The 17,782-nt window shown below is 46.8% G+C and carries 11 protein-coding genes and 1 pseudogene; 5 read left to right on the top strand and 7 right to left on the bottom strand.

The genetic code is table 11. The annotated features are described in order from the left end of the window. Positions 1–69 precede the first annotated feature (69 nt). The 5 genes from NC997_RS26105 to NC997_RS26085 form a co-directional block, all read right to left on the bottom strand. Complete coding sequence (locus NC997_RS26105) at positions 70–852, bottom strand: ABC transporter ATP-binding protein (RefSeq protein ID WP_190525491.1); 783 nt, start codon at positions 850–852, stop codon at positions 70–72. A gap of 169 nt (positions 853–1,021) precedes the next feature. Continuing rightward, positions 1,022–2,143, bottom strand: coding sequence for a magnesium chelatase ATPase subunit I (bchI, locus tag NC997_RS26100; RefSeq protein WP_190429231.1), 1,122 nt, complete (start codon positions 2,141–2,143; stop codon positions 1,022–1,024). Between the two features lie 19 nt (positions 2,144–2,162). Further along, positions 2,163–2,324 carry a hypothetical protein gene (locus NC997_RS26095; protein WP_190525490.1) on the bottom strand — a complete coding sequence of 54 codons (162 nt, stop codon included), beginning with the start codon at positions 2,322–2,324 and terminating at the stop codon, positions 2,163–2,165. A gap of 66 nt (positions 2,325–2,390) precedes the next feature. Further along, positions 2,391–4,745, bottom strand: a complete 2,355-nt coding sequence (locus tag NC997_RS26090; RefSeq protein WP_206753348.1) for a CHASE2 domain-containing serine/threonine-protein kinase — start codon at positions 4,743–4,745, stop codon at positions 2,391–2,393. 1,040 nt (positions 4,746–5,785) lie between these two features. Then, positions 5,786–6,196, bottom strand: coding sequence for a GFA family protein (locus NC997_RS26085; RefSeq protein ID WP_190412114.1), 411 nt, complete (start codon positions 6,194–6,196; stop codon positions 5,786–5,788). Between the two features lie 528 nt (positions 6,197–6,724). On the opposite strand from NC997_RS26085, the gene NC997_RS26080 reads away from it, so the two are divergent. Next, positions 6,725–10,327 (top strand): GAF domain-containing protein, encoded by a 3,603-nt coding sequence (locus NC997_RS26080; protein WP_190525489.1) that lies wholly within the window; start codon positions 6,725–6,727, stop codon positions 10,325–10,327. Positions 10,328–10,782: 455 nt separating this feature from the next. Beyond that, positions 10,783–11,436 carry a heterocyst differentiation related protein gene (locus NC997_RS26075; protein ID WP_190525488.1) on the top strand — a complete coding sequence of 218 codons (654 nt, stop codon included), beginning with the start codon at positions 10,783–10,785 and terminating at the stop codon, positions 11,434–11,436. Between the two features lie 51 nt (positions 11,437–11,487). Here NC997_RS26075 and NC997_RS26070 read toward each other — a convergent pair whose 3' ends face one another. Then, positions 11,488–11,748: an HAD hydrolase family protein gene (locus tag NC997_RS26070; RefSeq protein WP_190525487.1), complete on the bottom strand. Its 261-nt coding sequence runs from the start codon at positions 11,746–11,748 to the stop codon at positions 11,488–11,490. 999 nt (positions 11,749–12,747) lie between these two features. Here NC997_RS26070 and NC997_RS26065 point away from each other — a divergent pair. The 3 genes from NC997_RS26065 (at position 12,748) to NC997_RS26055 (ending at position 17,671) form a co-directional block, all read left to right on the top strand. Next, on the top strand, positions 12,748–14,787 hold the full coding sequence (locus tag NC997_RS26065) for a serine/threonine-protein kinase (RefSeq protein WP_190525486.1): 2,040 nt from the start codon (positions 12,748–12,750) through the stop codon (positions 14,785–14,787). Positions 14,788–15,291: 504 nt separating this feature from the next. Further along, a complete protein-coding gene (locus NC997_RS26060) occupies positions 15,292–16,326 on the top strand; it encodes a mechanosensitive ion channel family protein (protein ID WP_190525485.1) in 1,035 nt (344 codons plus the stop codon). Between the two features lie 13 nt (positions 16,327–16,339). Beyond that, on the top strand, positions 16,340–17,671 hold the full coding sequence (locus NC997_RS26055) for a DUF2254 domain-containing protein (RefSeq protein ID WP_190525484.1): 1,332 nt from the start codon (positions 16,340–16,342) through the stop codon (positions 17,669–17,671). A gap of 21 nt (positions 17,672–17,692) precedes the next feature. Here NC997_RS26055 and NC997_RS26050 read toward each other — a convergent pair. Further along, positions 17,693–17,782: pseudogene (locus NC997_RS26050) on the bottom strand (IS5/IS1182 family transposase); the annotation flags it as partial.

The raw sequence follows: 17,782 nt of genomic DNA, 5'->3' as shown, positions 1-17,782 counted from the left end.
AACAATTAAGAATTAAAAATGCTTACATTAAAAATTCTGCCTTTTTTAATTTTTAATTTTTAATTGATTTTAGCCGATGACGTGAATTGGGCCGGTTACACTTCCACTAAAAAATTGTTGAACGATAGGATTTTGGGTGGTATCAATCTCGCTGACGGCACCTTCCCACTGTACCTGTCCCTGATAGAGAAATATCACTCGGTCAGCAGTGCGGCGAATGGTGCTTTCTTGGTGCGTCACCATGACATAACTGCTACAACTGTCTGGTATTTCCTGCAACTGACGAACTAAATCTTCAATCACTGTGGAAGCAATGGGGTCAAGACCAGCAGTAGGCTCATCATAGAGTAAAACTTCTGGGTTGTCTTGGGGATGGTCTGGATTGGACATAATCGCACGGGCGAAACTCACCCGCTTTCGCATTCCACCCGATAATTGCGAGGGGTAGCGATCGCTAACCCCTGGCAACCCAACCATCTCTAGCTTTTCCTCCACCAATTCTCGTATCCGCCGACGCGACAGTTTAGAACGCTGAAACAGCAGAAAGCCGACATTTTCTTCCACCGTCAGCGAATCGAATAAAGCCGCTTGTTGGAACACCATCCCAATTCCAAGGGGATCTTCGGCATCTTCAATTAAGCCGCGACGTCGCTTTCCCAGGATATAAACTTCACCAGAATCAGGAGCCAAAAGTCCCGCAATAATCCGCAAAATCGTCGATTTACCAGTCCCGGAGGGGCCAATAATTGCCAGCGCATCGTCCCGATAAATTGTCAGATCGACCCCATCTAAGATGACATTGTTGCCAAAGGATTTAGAAATTCCCTTCAGTTCGATGAGTGGCTCTGCCATAGAAAGATTGGGGATTGGTAAAAAGTTTTGAGTTTTGAGTTTTGAATTAAAGAACTCTTTTATAACTCAAAATTCAACGCTCATAAATTAAAAATTTTAATTTTAATTTATGGGCGTTGAATCGAAAAACTCTCTAATCACTCAACACTCAACACACTCTCAGTCCTGATTACCGAACACTCTGACGAACTCCATTCGCTGTAGCTGCGTTGGTTTCTGCTGAGGGCGCTTCCAGTCCAAAGACGCGACCAAACACTTTTTCTACCTTATAGCCGGAATCAATCGACTCCAAGGGGTCTTTGCGGAGCCGGTGACGCAGACACAGGGTGATGATGCGGTGGATATCGTCTACGGTGACTTCAGTGCGTCCTTCTAGGGCAGCGATCGCGCGAGCGGCTCGGTTCGTAACCATATCGCCCCGTAAGCCGTCTACATCCAACTCCGAACAAACTTCGGAGATTTTCACCCGCAAGTCATAGTCCATCGTCACCGAGGACAGGCGTTCCTGAGCGCTGACGAGCTTTTGTTGCAATGCTTGTTGCTGCGGAAGATATTTTTCCAGAAACTTCGGGGGATTTTGGTCAAACTCAGCCCGTTGCTCTACAATTTCCACTCGCAGCGCCGGTTCCTTCACCGTGCGAATTTCTGCGTGCATTCCAAAGCGGTCAAGCAGTTGAGGTCGCAGTTCGCCTTCTTCCGGGTTGCCGGAACCGACTAGCACAAATCTCGCCGGGTGACGGATAGAAATTCCTTCCCGTTCGACGGTGTTCCAGCCGCTTGCCGCTGAGTCGAGCAGCACATCGACTAGGTGGTCGTCAAGTAGGTTGACTTCATCCACATAGAGAATGCCTCGGTTGGCTTTCGCGAGGAGTCCAGGTTCAAAGGCTCTGACTCCTTGGGATAAAGCTTTTTCAATGTCGATAGTGCCGCAGACGCGGTCTTCTGTCGCACCGAGCGGCAGGTCAACCATCGTCACTTTTTTGTGGGCGACGGGAATTTCTTCCTGTTTCGCCAAGCGATCGCGCACGCTGTCGCTCATCAAATCGGGGTCTCTTGGATGACTATTAAACGGGTCATCGGCAACGACTTCGATTTCTGGCAACAGGTCAGCCAAAGCCCGGATCGTGGTGGATTTGCCCGTTCCGCGATCGCCCATAATCATCACGCCGCCAATGTAGGGGTCAATCACATTCAGCAGCAAGGCCAGTTTCATCTCTTCCTGACCCACGATAGCAGTGAAAGGAAAAACGACACGGCGTGCCGTAGGGGACGCTGAGGCTGTCGGACTCACAGAATTGTTACCCATCTTATTATTCACCGCCTTTCATTGTGCCACTTTTCGCTTCATCCGAACCGAAAATTCCGAATCCATTGAAGATGAGTGAATTCAGAATTTTGCTAAACGGCATGGGTTCAATTTTTCTGAAGCGATCGCATTTTTTAGGCAAATCTTCGTGTAAAACATTTTTCAAACGATGTCAATCCCCCCTCACCTGTAGCACCCACATCCTGACTACCGCCTGACTACCGGATGATGTTTACGCGGGAGCGCTAGGAAGCCGTTTCAACTCCTGTAGCACCTCTGTAGCTGACTGGTAACGAGTCACAAAGTGGAAGTGCACCATCTTATCCAAAATCTCGGCAAATTCGTCTCGCACTGAGGCAAATTCGCGCCAATTAATGTTGCCGGTGTTCCGGTCAGTTTCCAGCTTACTAGGCGGTATCCCCGTCACTGCCTCCACCCCAATCATGCCCAAGGCGTAGATATCACTGCTGAACCTAGGGTGTCCGTCGTATTGCTCAGCCGGAGTATAACCACGGGTGCCGATAGCAATGGTGCGGTTTTCCTGTTCGCTTTCTTCTTGGGGCTGAATCTGTTTCACGGCACCAAAGTCAATTAAAACTAAGCGACCGTCTTTTTCTCGGCGAATAATATTACTCGGCTTAATATCCCGGTGGATGACTTGATTTTCATGGATAAATACCAGAATTTCCAGCACCCCGCACAGGATTTCCACCACTTGCGCTTCCGGTAGGCGCTTATCTATCAATAGTTCATCCGTGAGCGGATGACCTTTAATAAATTCTTCAATTAAATAGAATTCTTCGTTTTCTTCAAAATAGGCAAGTAACTGCGGAATCTGAGAATGGTGCCCCAAGCTTTCCAGAATGGCGGCTTCTGTAAAAAATAGCCGTTTTGCCAATTTCAAGAATTTTTCATCCCGAAGCGCAGGCATTAAATGCTTAACCGCACACTGGGGCTTACCAGGTCGCATGGTATCTTCGGCTAAATACGTATGACCAAACCCGCCCGAAGCCAGAGGTCGAAGAATCTTGTAGCGTCCCATCAATAGAGATGGTCGCAGGGAGTCGCCGTACTTTACGGGAGAGGAATCTAATAATCGCTGGCGCTCCAGTCGCTCAGGTTCTGTAATTACATCTAAGCTAGGCTGCCACGGCTGAGTCTCATCATCATCATCATAATCATCGCGATTAGGCAGAACTGATAGGGGAGCTGGCGCGATCGCAGTTGCTACCTCTGCTTCTTCCTCAGTCTGTGGTTCCTGATTCTTCTGTTGGAGAAGTGCTTGCATCTGCGCCAGGTTGAATTGCTGTTCCTGAACCAGAAGCGCGATTTTTTTCTGATTTTGTTCGGCTTGGTGAGAGCTATAAGCCACGACACCGGCAGCTGTACCCACCAACGCGATCGCAGAGGGAACCACTGGCACCCATCCCGCCTGGGTAAACAGCACCCAACACGACCCAAACAGGACACCCAGCGCGGCTCCCTGTCCCAGTAACAAGTGCCCTGGATGCCGCAGCCGCAAAGCCATCAACCCGCCAGTTACAGACCAACCCAGCACCCACAAAGCTTCTCCCCAATCCGACCAGAACCAAAATAAACGACGTCCATCCAGGACAGCACTGAGCATCTGGCTTACCAGATGGGCATGAGTGACAACCCCAGGCATTTTCCGATTTCCCTTCTGTGAGCCGCTGTAGGGAGTATAGAAAGCGTCATCAATGCTGGAAGCAGTAACCCCGATGAGAACGATGCGGTCTTTTACCCAGCTAGGGTCAAACTGACCGTTGAGGACTTGACTCATCGTTACCTGGTTAAAAGGGCGATTGGCAGAGCGGTAATTGATGAGGATTTGGTACCCCCGTGCATCCAGACCTTGATATCCTCCATCATTAGGCTCCAGAGGTTTGAAGACAGTGTTGTTCCAACGGAGAGGTGGGGTGTCTGAAGCAACGATTCCTTCTTTTTCCAAGTAACGTTGAACCAGTTGGAAGCTAAAGGAGTTCGGGTTAGGACAAGGCTTGTGAGCGGAGGGAGAGACAAATAACAAACCCCGACGGATAACGCCATCAGAATCAGTCCTCCCGATATCGGCAAAGCCAGCCTGGTCATCAGCAATATTGGGTGGTGGTGGAGTGCCAGGACCTTCCGACTCTTTGACGGCACACACCGGAACGATGCGGCGATCGCTACTCATCAGCTTGGAGAATGCCGCATGACCTGGTTCTACTGGCAAATCGCGATAAATATCTAGCCCGACAGTACGCGGCTCGTTTGCCAGCAGTTTTGCCAGCATCTGATGCATTCGTTCGTCAGACAGGGGATATTGCTTGTAGGTTTGGATGTCTGCTTCGGTAACAGCAACTACCAAGATCCGGGGATCTGGCTCTTCGGCTGGTCGTAACCGCATCATCTGGTCATAAGCACCTAGTTCCAGCGTCTCCAGCAGACCTTGTTGCCGGACTCCCAGCACTAAGAGGGAGACCACCACACTGACCACCAGTGCTGGTTGTCCCAAGATTAAGGCAGCAGTGCGTCTTAGGTGCGATCGCACTGTATGGAAATTCCCCTTTGAAAGCCGATCTATCACAGGAACGTTGTCAGGTTAGAAAGTAAAAAGCTTAATTAAAAGGTTGGAATGGTTAAAACTTACCGATCTTAACAAGCGATCGCTACGACGTATGGGAATACTTACCGCGTAAACATTTGCTTGCGTTACCCTAGCCCTGCTGTCCGATAACAGCCTGCTTTTGCCACTTCAAGCCTGCATGGCTTTTAGAAATAAATGCCTCCTGTCCCTATTTGCATTCTAGTGTTCGTAACTGACTGTGAGTATCGCTCTGCCATTTCGATCGAGCGGTTATTTTGCTTTAGTCCTTTGTCACTCTAGTCCTTCTGTACCATATTTAAGCCTTGGCTGTAACTTTCTTAGGTGGTTATTTTGCGTGCTCTTTCGCTTGAGATACATTCATCGCTAGTTTTGGGGTTGGCAGATTCTTTAGCAATTGAGCGTGCGAGGGGAGAGACGGCAAAATTGGTAGTAGACAGTAGAAAAATAGATTCATTACTTCTAGTTTTTTCTCTAAAAGAAGTATTTTTCAGCTAAAATCTGCCGCATTGCTAGGAATAATGATAATTTTTGTCCGCTCCTGAATTCGGATTTTTTATTAGACGTTACTCTATACTTTCTTCTTGCTTTGTCTACGGCTAAGCTTTTTACAATTTCAATTTAATAATTCAGCCAAGATTGAAACAAAATTAATAATTAAAAATAATTTTAATAAAACCATAAGCGTATTTTATGAAAACAATCTTACCTATTTTGTCCTCATGCAGGCAGATAAGATTCACGCTCCTCAATTCTCTTGATTTCAGCGCCAAGCTGGCTTTCTCCCCAATAGTTTGGAGAGGACTGCGATAAATGGTAGTCAATCGGGCAAAATGTTAATTTTCGCAGGTTCCAGCTACTTAAATTGATTCGCACTCACTTCAGACTTTCCGGTTGGGTTTCGCACAAAGACGAAACCCAACACCTCCCTTAGTTTTTGTTGGGTCACTCTCTCTTGAAGACTCCGTCTACATGACCTCAAACCAACCTACAATGATAGATAAGCTGGGTGAGAGGATTTATTAATCCGTGTCCGATGCTTCAGAGCGAATTAGGTGTACGTTTTGTTCCCAATTAACCCCATCAAAAGGCACAATGCGAAAGCGAGACACCACATCCTCATCCAGACAACGCACGTTGACATCAATAGATTCGGGATGGGAACGGGGACGATAAAAAGGGTGAATCCCACAAATACGGCAGAAGGTGTGCTTAGCAACACCCGTGTTGAAGGTGTAGGTTGTCAATAAGTCTGCACCGCTTAGCAAGGTAAAACGTTCGGACGGCACAATTAGATGTAAAAATCCCTTCTTCCTACAGATGGAACAGTTGCAGTCATCTGCCTTATGTTCGTCAACGATTACCCGAAAGCGGACTGCGCCACAGTGACAGCCGCCTTCGTAGGTAATTGGTTCTTCTGTTTGTGCGCTCATATTAGTCATTCACGGTTAGCAGAGTTTGGTTGATTTCCAGTTCCTAGTCTATTGTTAATGGCTATTTTCTAGCACTTCTCTCGCAAATAATGGTTAAAGTGTAGAGAAAAGCGTGGTTCGCTACTTTTATGACCGCTCTACAACTATAATAAATTAAACATAAATATATATTTCTTTATGAGCTTAAAAGTAAATATTGTTTAGTATAAACAAAAACCAATTTTAAAATCAGTTAGGAAATTCTAACGTAAAAGAGCCATTACTTAGGTTTTCTCAGGAGGTAATGTTTTTTATCGAGCTGCAATGAGTTATTATAATTGCTGGCTCAAATATCTATGATAGACATAGCCTTTTTAGAAAGCGAACGATTGAGTTGGTATAGCATTTAACATTACATAGCCATAACTGAGGCATTCAAACCCATCAAACAACTTGCTATTTAGTCCATTAAATTAGTTTTTTGATAAACAAAGATAAAAAATTTAGTCCCTCTATCTCTATGAAAAAAAAGGGGTAAGAGATTACAAAATGGACGCAAATCACCAGCCAATTGGGCATGACTATTTACAAGGTGAAGGTGCTTCTGGAGAGTTACAACAAACTATTGCAGGTGCAGATGTAGAACGTCCCCAACTTGAGGAAGAACTGCGGAACACGAGAGCTGAACTAGAAGCATACCGAACACTGTACAACAAGACTCCCTGTATTCACTTTACTTTGGATTCAGAAGGAGTCGTTGTTGGGGTTAATCAGTTTGGAGCGGCTCGTCTTGGTTATAGCGTCCAAGAGTTGGTTGGAAAAACAATTTTCAGCACTTTTGCTCCTGACGAGCGAGAAAAGTTAAAAACTGAGTTTGCTCAGTTTTTGCAACAAGCAATTCAAGAAGCATTTGAGTTGAGTTCAGGGATCGAGTCAAACGCTTTGGTTACTAGTTGGGAATTGCGCGCCTGTTGCAAAGACGGCAGCATTTTCTGGGTAAATGTTACCGCTAGCATTGTACAAAGAACGAATACGGATAGAGTTGTCCTCCTGGTTTGCGATGACATAACTGAGCGCAAACAAGCACAGGAACGTCTACATTTACTGGAGCAGGTTCTCCGTGATTGCTGCAATGGCATTGTCCTTACCGACTCCAATCAACCAGATAATCCAATTATTTATATCAATCCAAGTTTTGAGCGTTTAACAGGCTACTCTGCTGAGGAAATCATAGGGTACAACTGCCGCTTCTTGCAGGGCGCTGACACTGCTCAGCCAGCACTTGATGAGCTACGAATGGCGATTAGGGAAGCTAGAGAATGCCATGTCACCTTACGCAACTATCGCAAAGATGGCACCCTTTTCTGGAACGAACTCTATCTTTCCCCAATCGGGAGTCCACAAGGGAATCTAATCGGTTTTGTGGGGATTCAGACTGACATTACCGAGCGCAAACAGGCAGAAGAGGCACTAAGCAAAAGCGAAGCAAAAAATCGCGCTCTTATAAGTGCCATCCCGGATTTGATCTTCCGAATTAGCAAAGATAGCACTTATTTGGACGTCAAAGCAGCTAGAGACTTTGATACGTTCTTACCTGCTCAGGAATTCTTAGGTAAAAAGTTAGACGAGGTTTTGCCCACAGAAGTCGCTGAGAAAGCCAAATACCATGTGGAGCAAGCACTTTCTACGAACGAAATCCAAATCTTCGAGTATCAGCTTCCCAAAAATGGCTATTTGCACGATTACGAGGCGCGGCTAGTTGTCAGTGGGGAAGATGAAGTTTTAGTCATTGTGCGCGATATTAGCGATCGCAAAGCCGCGGAAGAGTCACTAAGACAGCAAACCGAGCGGGAACGACTGCTGAGGGCGATGCTAGAACGCATCCGTCAGTCTTTAAATTTAGACGAGATTCTCAACACGACGGTGTCTGAAGTCCGGCAATTTCTCGCCTCCGATCGAGTGATCGTTTTCCGCTTTCAGCCGGACTGGAGTGGAGTCGTGGTAGTGGAGTCTGTCGCCAACGGTTGGACTCCAATCCTGGGAACAACAATCCACGATCCTTGCTTTGAACAAGTCTATGTCCAGTACCAACAGGGTCGCACTAAAACTATAGAAGATATTTATACAGCCGAGTTGAGTCAGTGTCACATCGATTTACTACATCGGCTTCAAGTTAGAGCCAGCTTGATAGTCCCGATTCTGCAAGGAGAGGAATTGTGGGGACTGCTAATTGCTCATGATTGTTCGCAACCCCGACAGTGGCAACAGTTGGAAATTGATTTGCTTAGTTCACTGGCAACCCAGGTAGCGATCGCAATTCAGCAAGCCGAACTCTACAACCAAATGCAACAGCAAGCTCAGCGCGAGCAAGCACTGAATCGGTCTATTTCTGCAATTCGTAGCTCTCTAGAATTAGAAGTAATTTTTGCCACAGCCACAACGGAAATTGGTCAGCTTTTGCACATCGACCACGTTTCCATCCTGCAATATCTTCCGCAGCGGCAGGTTTGGCTGAATGTGGCACTTTACTATCAAGGTTCCAGTTTGTCGAGCAGGCTGGGTATGGAATTTCCAGATGTAGACAATTTGTTGGGAGGGCAACTCAAGCAGTTACAAGTGGTTTCCATTCACGATACTCAGACTATCGAGGATGAGGGGAATAAGCCTCTAGCAGAGGCTTATCCGGGTGCTTGGTTGTTGGTACCGATACACTTTCAAGGAGACCTCTGGGGAATCTTAACACTATCGATGGAAGGTCGTCCTCGCTACTGGCAAGATTCAGAGGTAGACCTGGTTTGTGCATTCGCGGCTCAACTGGCGATCGCGATTGGGCAATCCACCCTGTTTAAGCAGGTGCAGCAGCTGAACGCCAATCTAGAACGCCAAGTGCAACAACGGACGACCCAACTGCAAAAAGCGCTTGGCTTTGAAGCCGTGCTAAAACGCATCACCGACAAAGTCCGCGATAGTCTCGACGAAAGCCAGATTTTACAGGTAGCCGTTCGAGAGTTAGCGCTTTCATTTAATATGGGCAGCTGTCATGCTTCGCTCTACAACCTGGAGCAAGAAACTGCCACAATTTGCTACGAGTACGCCACCTCAATGCCTTCCTCGCAGGGTCAGGTGATGCAAATGGCAGACTTCCCGGAAATTTACGCTCCTCTACGACAAGGTAAATGTTTCCAATCTTGTTCAATCAGTCCCGACTTTGTCCGGAGTAAGGTGGCGATGTTGGCTTGCCCGATATTGGACGATCAAGGAGTGCTGGGGGATTTGTGGTTATTCCATCGCCCAGACTATACCTTCAAAAAACTAGAGATCCGGCTGGTGCAACAAGTGGCGAATCAATGCGCGATCGCAATCCGTCAAGCCCGATTTTATCAAGCATCCCTGGCACAAGTGGAGGAACTAGAAAAACTCAATCGGCTCAAAGATGAATTCCTCAGCACCGTTTCTCACGAATTACGTTCGCCCGTATCCAACATGAAAATGGCAGCTCAGATGTTGGAAATCACCCTCAAGCGCGAGGGTGTCTTGGATGCCAAAATACCAAAACCCCCTACAGAGGTCAGCAAAGTCAGTCTCTACTTGCAGATATTGCAGAAGGAATGCAAACGGGAAACCGATTTAATCAACGATTTGCTTGATTTACAACGCCTAGAGGCAGGGACGCGACCCCTGGATTTAGACGTCATCGAACTTCATCTCTGGTTGCCCCAAATTGTAAAACCTTTTCAAGAGCGTGCCCAAAACCGCCAACAAATCTTGCAGGTTGACATCCCTTCTCAATTACCTCGTTTAGTTTCCGATTCATCTAGTTTGGAACGCATCCTCGCAGAGTTGCTCAACAATGCTTGTAAATACACTCCCCCAGGAGAAAAAATTGTCCTCACCGCCGAAGCGAAATCGGGAACTCTTCAATTGAGTGTCAAAAATTCTGGGGCTGAAATTCCTCAGAGCGAGCTAACCCGGATTTTTGATAAATTTTACCGAGTTCCCAATGCCGATCCCTGGAAGCAAGGCGGAACTGGCTTGGGGCTGGCACTGGTGAAGAAACTGACAGAGCATTTAGGAGGCGAAATCTGGGTTGAGAGTGGATCGGGTCAAACCGGCTTTCTCATAGAGCTACCGATTAATTTTGCTTATAGTTAACTTTCCCCAACGCCTTCCCCAACCCCAAGGGAAACACGAAGGCATCTCATCCCTGCGGTGTGGCAAATCTAGCGATTTTGGTTTGGATGCACTACGGTTTAACCCTATCCCATCCGCGGAAAGGGGTTCCATATCCCCGCCGGGTGAATAGCGAGGGGTTGAGGGCGAGGTTCCAAGTGGATTGCACCCCTGAGTGAGAACCGCTATAAAGTACGGATGTCAATTCGTTGCTTCTTAAATCTCTACAATTTTTTTTTAGCTGGACAACTGACATGATGTGGTTTTGAATGTAAGAGCATATACGAGGTCGTAACAAACGCCTCCCTATCCCATCTACTTCAGTTGCTAATTTAGTTGCTAAGTTAACCCGATTTGAGTAGGGTGTTAAGTTATGATTCTCGGAGTGCATCAGTTGCGACTATTTGTGGTTCAGTTACCGTTGAAAAGCAAGAGCGATGAGTGAAAAGAGTACAGCATTTCTGGCCGGGGCTGCCTTCGCCGGAATTGCAGCTTTCGTCTTGCTTAGAACTGGCGGGAATCCCAGTCAAGCCAACCTGCCGACTTACCTGCCCTCGCCACCGCAGCCAGGACAGCCCTACGGCACGATGCCGCAGCTGCCGCCTCCGCCTCCAACTGCGGCTGGTGTCTCACCGGATACGACTCCCTATTGCTTACAGCAGCAGAGCGAAACTCAAAGGCTAAAAGATCGGCTGGAACAGCAACAAAGTGAAACCGAACAGGTGAAAGCCCAGCTGCGGAATCAGCAAATGGTGATTGAGGCTCTGACTACGCAGGCAAAAGCAAATGTCTATCCTCCGCCGGTCAACCCAACCCAAGCCTTGCCTGCTGTTCAAGAGCAACAGCCGTTAAATCCCATGCTGACAGGCATCCTCTGGGCAGTAGGAGGCATGGTTCTCACTGTCATTAGTGGGGTTGTGCTGGCAGCAGCCTTTGCTTTGCTGTCGCAACAGCAGCGTCCTCCCCGGACAGTACAAGTGATTCACCCCATCCAGCCCCCTCCGCCAACCTTATCTCACAGACGGCGTTCTGAGTTTCTGCCCCCGCAGCTAGAAGGTAGGCGGAATGACTCCATCGACTACGACAGGTAGACAAACGTTGACCGCTTCTCAGCTATCGAGCAGGATGTTGTGTCATTGCAGCTAGGGTTGAAGTTCGGATAAATCCGAAGCCAGCAGATGGTCAATCAATTCGATTACCCCAGCACCGCGATCGCCCTTCGTGACAAAATCGGCAATCTCTTTGAGCATGGGCAGGGCGTTGACGACGGCGACGCCACACTCGCACAGGTTCAGCAAGGCGCTATCGTTTTCGGCATCGCCAACGCCTACGGTGTTGTGCGGCGATAATCCCAATTCGCTCAATGCCACGCTTAACCCAGAGGCTTTGTATCTTCCAAGCAATTGAACGCTATAGTTGCTTTGATTTTAATGGGAATAGGCGGCGTTACTGCTCTTACAGGTAGAGATAAGTTAGTTTTATCAATTTAAAGTGCCTGACTTAGTTGTTGAATTTCTCTACGGGCGTATTTCAAGGGTTGTTTTTGACAGGTTCTAGCCCGCAGTTGCAGTAAGCGATCGCCCAATCTTCTTGCGCCTGCACAACTAAGACGCGCATGGCTGACTCGTCGCTAGCAATGTCTTCATCTATCGGCGATCGCTCATTTTTTCGAGTCGAGTTTTAAACCCAAAACTGCCGAGTGAAGTCAGCATCGCCCCAATGTGCCTGAGAAGCGAATGGATATAGACAACTAACGCAATTGAGCGCGTTAGTTGCCTTCTGAAACGGCACTCTGAATCTAGGGCAGATATCCCGATAAAAAAGTGCCACTTGAGGGACACCTGGCAATACTTTTTCAATCGCTTCAATTCCCTTTAAGTTGGCTGGGTAATAGAGTAGGGTTAAGCCTCAATGAAATATTTTTTAAAATGTCAGCTTGACTTTCTTCTCTAGTCATTACAGCGTCTTGCTTGCGATCGCTTCCCTCGTTCCAGGTAAACTTAAACGAGACGTAATTTCAGCCGCTATGCATCAACGAGTTTGTTTAGTTGATAGCAATCCTTATTCATTCATAAACTAGGATTTCACTAATTACTCCTTTTTGACATTCAATATGATATTTTGCGGCTTTTAAATACCTTGAGAGTGACAAGAGCCGACTTCCTTTGCATCCCTCTTAAGTTCTCTTCGCCAAAGATATTTTTTCAAAGAGGTGCATATCAAACGGAAAATGCTATAAATTCAAACTAAATCTTTAGGATAGAAAAACCAGCCCTTCTTTTTTTTGTCGTCAGCTAAAAGCCTTAATAGATAACAACTATTGGGCTTGCATCCTCCAGCAATGGGTGGATGATTGAAAATTCTCAACATATATTAGGGATATGACAATTCTGTAGCTATCTATGAGCTACTGCATCAATCCCTGCTGCCCCAAACCTAACGATCCAGCCAACGCCAACAACCGTATTTGCCGCAATTGTGGCTCAGAGTTGCTGGTACAAGGGCGCTATCAGGTCATGCGCCTACTGAGTGACAACAGCGGCTTCGGCAATATTTATGAAGCCTACGAGGGCGCAACCCCCAAAATCCTGAAGATCCTCAAAAAAGATCACAACACGAATGCCAGAGTCGTCGAGCTATTTCAGCAAGAAGCCATTGTATTAAGCCAGCTGAATCATCCCGGCATCCCCAAAGTTGAGCTTGATGGATACTTTCAGTTTTATCCCAGAAACAGCCGAGAGCCAGTGTATGGCATCATCATGGAGAAAATTGATGGTCCCAACTTAAAAGAGTGGATGCAACAACAGGGCGATCGCCCTCTCGATCAGCGGCTAGCTCTTGACTGGTTAAAACAGCTCGCTGAGATTTTACATCTTGTCCACCAAAAAAACTATTTCCATCGTGATATTAAACCCGCAAATATCATGATGCGCTCCACAGGGCATCTGGTATTAATTGACTTTGGCACCGCCAGAGAGATGACCTATACTTACCTTGCGGAAGTCGGCGGCGCAGGCAGTGTCACGAGGATTAGTTCTGCTGGCTATACACCTCCAGAGCAAGAAAAAGGTCATGCTGTACCCCAGTCAGATTTCTATGCCTTGGGCAGAACTTTTGTTTATCTGCTGACTGGCAAACTAGCAACAGATCGCGCAATTTATGAACCTTTAACGGATAAATTTAATTGGCGCAATCATGCACCGGGTATTTCACCCTTACTGGCAGATTTTATTGATAAACTGATGGCTCCTACCGCAGGAGCGCGGCACAAAAATACTCAAGAAATTTTAGATGAACTCGCTAAAATTTCACAGTCTTTATCTAGACATAAACCTTCTCCTAATTTTAGTCTGATTGGTATCGGGGCAATTGTTGGGATACTTCCACCTTGGAAGCCTTCATTAGCCCCAACGATCATTGTTAGTAAGAAAAATAAAAATAAATGGTTGGTGGGGGGAGCCGTTGCTTGCTTGGTCGGATTAGGAGGATATGGAATTTGGCAACTCTCTTACCAAGACGCACCCAAAGTTATCGCTTATGAAAATCTTTCGGGAGTTAAAACGCTTCATGGGCATGAAAGCCAGGTAAATTCTCTGGCGATTAGCCCGGATGGACAAATTTTAGCCAGTAGCAGTGCCGATAAAACAATCAGAATTTGGAACAAGTCTACATCCAAAGAGATTCGCGTCATAAAAGGGCATGGCAGCTACGTGAATTCTCTAGCGATTAGCCCAGATGGAAATACATTAATAAGTGGCAGCGCCGATAAAACAATCAAAATTTTGAATATTTCTACTGGTCAAGAAATCCGTAGATTGAAGGGACATTCTAGCCCTATTAATTCTGTTGCGATTAGCTTTGATTGGCAGACTCTAGCCAGTGGCAGCGCCGATAAAACAATTAAAATCTGGAATATTTCTACGGGTAAAGCAATCCGCACACTTCAAGGTCATTCCCAACCTGTTAATTCCGTTGCAATTAGTCCAGATGGGCAGACTTTAGCCAGTGCTAGTGCCGATAAAACAATTAAAATTTGGGATATTTCTACTGGCAAAGCAATCCGCACGCTTCAGGGTCATTCTCAACCTGTTAATTCTGTTGCGATTAGCCCGGATGGGCAGATTTTAGCCAGTGCTAGCGCCGACAAAACAGTTAAGATTTGGGATTTAAACACTGGGAAAGAAATTCACACCCTCACTAGGCATCCTAACTATGTAAATTCGGTTGCGATTAGCTCAGATGGACAAACTTTAGTCAGTGGCAGTGCGGACAAAACAATTAAAATTTGGAATCTTTCGACGGGTGAAGAAATTCGCACGCTTACCGGGCATTCTAGCTGGGTTAAATGTATTGTGATTAGCCCGGATGGACAGACGATTGCTACTGGCAGTGGTGACAGTACTATCAAAATTTGGCAGGTGCCGATCGCAGATGCCCGATGACTCACGGGGATATGGGCAGAGGCGGCTGTTAGATGTTTATCAGCGTCCCTTGTGCGATCGCGCTACAATCTAGCACTATAGGAACTTGTTAACAGTATTTTATCGATATTTTCCTAGATATAAATAATTTTTTTATAGTTTATCTGTCTCTATTTAGATAATTATTCAAAAGTTAAATCATTATTCATGGTTTAGCGCTAAATCAACTATAGCAGTTCTCACTTGAGTGCAGTATAGACTCGGAACCTCACCCCCAGCCCCTCTCCGTGAACGGAGAGGGGGGAATATTGAGGAATATTGAACCCCTCCCTGTGAACGGGGTGCGGCAGGGGTGGGGTTAAACCGTACTACATCCAATAGAGAATTGCTATAACCTTAGAAATAAATTATGAATATATTTATTTTTATAATAGAAGCTGTGTTATCTAGATACTGACCATAGACAGAGTCAAAATTATGAATTTTTAATTAAAATCAACAACATTTTGTAAGCGGAAAATAGGAATGAATTTTCAAACATCGGTATCAACAGCATGGGGGAAAATTCAGGCAATGATCGATGGCCTGATTGTCATGCTGCCCAATATTGTATTAGCACTAATCGTCTTCACACTATTTTTTTTTGCAGCAAGAGCGATTAAGGCGACGGTCAGACGGCTTACCAGAAGGCATCGACAAGCTCGGAATCTGGGTCTGGTGTTAGGTCGTTTGTCGCAGGGAATTATTATTTTAATTGGTCTATTTGTAGCATTATCTATCGTTATCCCGACATTCCAAGCCGGAGATTTAATTCAACTGCTAGGGATTAGTGGGGTCGCAATTGGTTTCGCGTTCCGCGATATTCTTCAGAATTTTCTGGCTGGTATTTTAATTCTGTTGACCGAGCCATTCCAGCTTGATGACCAAATCGTATTTAAAGACTTTGAAGGAACGGTTGAAAACATCCAGACGCGAGCCACGACCATTAGAACCTATGATGGTCGTCGCATCGTGATTCCGAATTCTGAGCTGTTTACAAACTCGGTAACGGTGAACACTGCTTTCGAGAATCGCCGCCTTCAGTACGACGTGGGTATTGGTTACGGCGACGACATTGACCGGGCAAAACAACTGATTCTGGAAGCGATCGCTAGCGTCGATGGTGTTTTGGAAGATCCAGCTCCCGACGCCCTTGTAGTGGATCTAGCTGACAGTACGGTGAATATCCGCGCCCGTTGGTGGGTACAGCCGCCGCGACGTGCAGATATTCTCGATAAGCAGGATCAAGTTCTCGCTGCCATTAAGAATAAGCTCACGGCTAACGGCATTGATATGCCCTTCCCGACTCAGCAAATCCTGTTCCACGACCAAACCGAAGAGACAGATGGCGATCGCGCTCGTCAGCGTGAAGGATGGCCCGCTGGGAAACAAGAAGTGCCAAAACCCCGCAGTATCGGCGGTTCCCTCCGGAAGCTAGCAGAAATGCGTGCCCAAAGAGATGGAAATGGCAGCCATAGAGACGAGAACCCCGATCGCCCTCATAGAACCGACAATAATTGATGAGAAATAATAGATGAAAAACATCAAGCTGAGCAAACTGTGGGACTCGCTCCACTCTAGCTACTGGTTCGTGCCAACCCTGATGGCGCTCAGCGCGATCGCCTTGGCATTCGGAATGTTAAGCCTCGATCGAGCAGCCAAATCCGATCCGATAGAGTCGTTGGGCTGGATCTACACCGGCGGGCCAGATGGGGTGAGAACGCTGCTTTCAGCCGTTGCTAGTTCGATGATTACCGTTGCGGGTACTGCCTTCTCGATTACAATTGTTGCCCTCACCCTCGCTTCCTCCCAATTCGGCCCGCGACTGATGCGTAACTTCATGCAGGATACGAGCAATCAAGTCGTCTTGGGCACGTTTATCGGTACGTTCATCTATTGCTTGCTGGTACTGCGAACCGTGCGGGGAGAAGATTACGATGTGTTCGTACCGCAAATCTCCGTCACGATCGGCATGGTGCTAGCGATCGCCAGTATTGGCGTCCTGATTTACTTTATCCATCATGTCTCAACCTCAATGCAGGCATCCCATATCATCAGAGAGGTTGGCAGAGAGTTGGACAATGTCATCGATCGCTTATTTCCGCAGAAGATCGGGCAGGGTAAATCAGCACCAGAGCAGTGGTCGGTGGCGGAAATCCCCGCCGGGTTTGAGGAGGAAGCGACTCCTATCTTGGCGAAAGAAAGCGGTTATCTTCAGGCAATTGATGACGAGCTGTTAATGAAGATCGCCACCTCAAAAAACCTCCTCCTGCGTCTGAAATATCGCCCCGGCAAGTTTATTGTGGAAGGAAGCGAACTGGTGATGATTTGGCCTGGAGAAAGGGTGAATAAAAAACTTACCCAGCAGTTCAACCAAGCATTTATTTTTGGCGAACAACGCACCGAACAACAGGATGTAGAATTTCCCATCGATCAGTTAGTTGAAATTGCCGCTCGCGCCCTTTCTCCTGGCATCAACGATCCGTTTACGGCGATCCAGTGTATTAACCAGATGACCGCTGCACTTTGCCGTCTGGCGGAGAAAGATTTTCCCTCGCCCTACCGCTACGACAAAGACAACAACCTGCGAGCGATCGCTAATCCGGTGACGTTTGCAGAATTAGTTGACGCCGCCTTTAACCAGATTCGACAGTACAGCAAATCGGATGTAGCAGTGAAAATTCGATTACTCAAAGCGATCGCTCTCATCGCCACCCACACCCGCAACCAGAAAGACCGGGCGGCGCTGCTACGTCATGCCCAAATGATCGAGCGCAGTAGCTGTGAGGAAGTATCGGAGGAACTAGACCGAAAGGATATTGAGGAGCGATATTTGGCAGCGGTGAAAGCGCTAAAGGAGTTTTAGAGCTGATTTATAAAGTTGAGACTAAGAAGTGAGACGGCTGAGCATCAGTCGTACCATAGCTCCATAAATCATTGCCTCACTGACCTCTGGCAGTAGTTCATAATCCTTGCT

This window comes from Trichocoleus sp. DQ-A2, assembly GCF_039961915.1.
Classification (GTDB): Bacteria; Cyanobacteriota; Cyanobacteriia; order Cyanobacteriales; family FACHB-T130; genus FACHB-T130.
The sequence above is the reverse complement of the archived record's forward strand: the minus strand, read 5'-3'. Positions and strand labels throughout refer to the sequence as shown.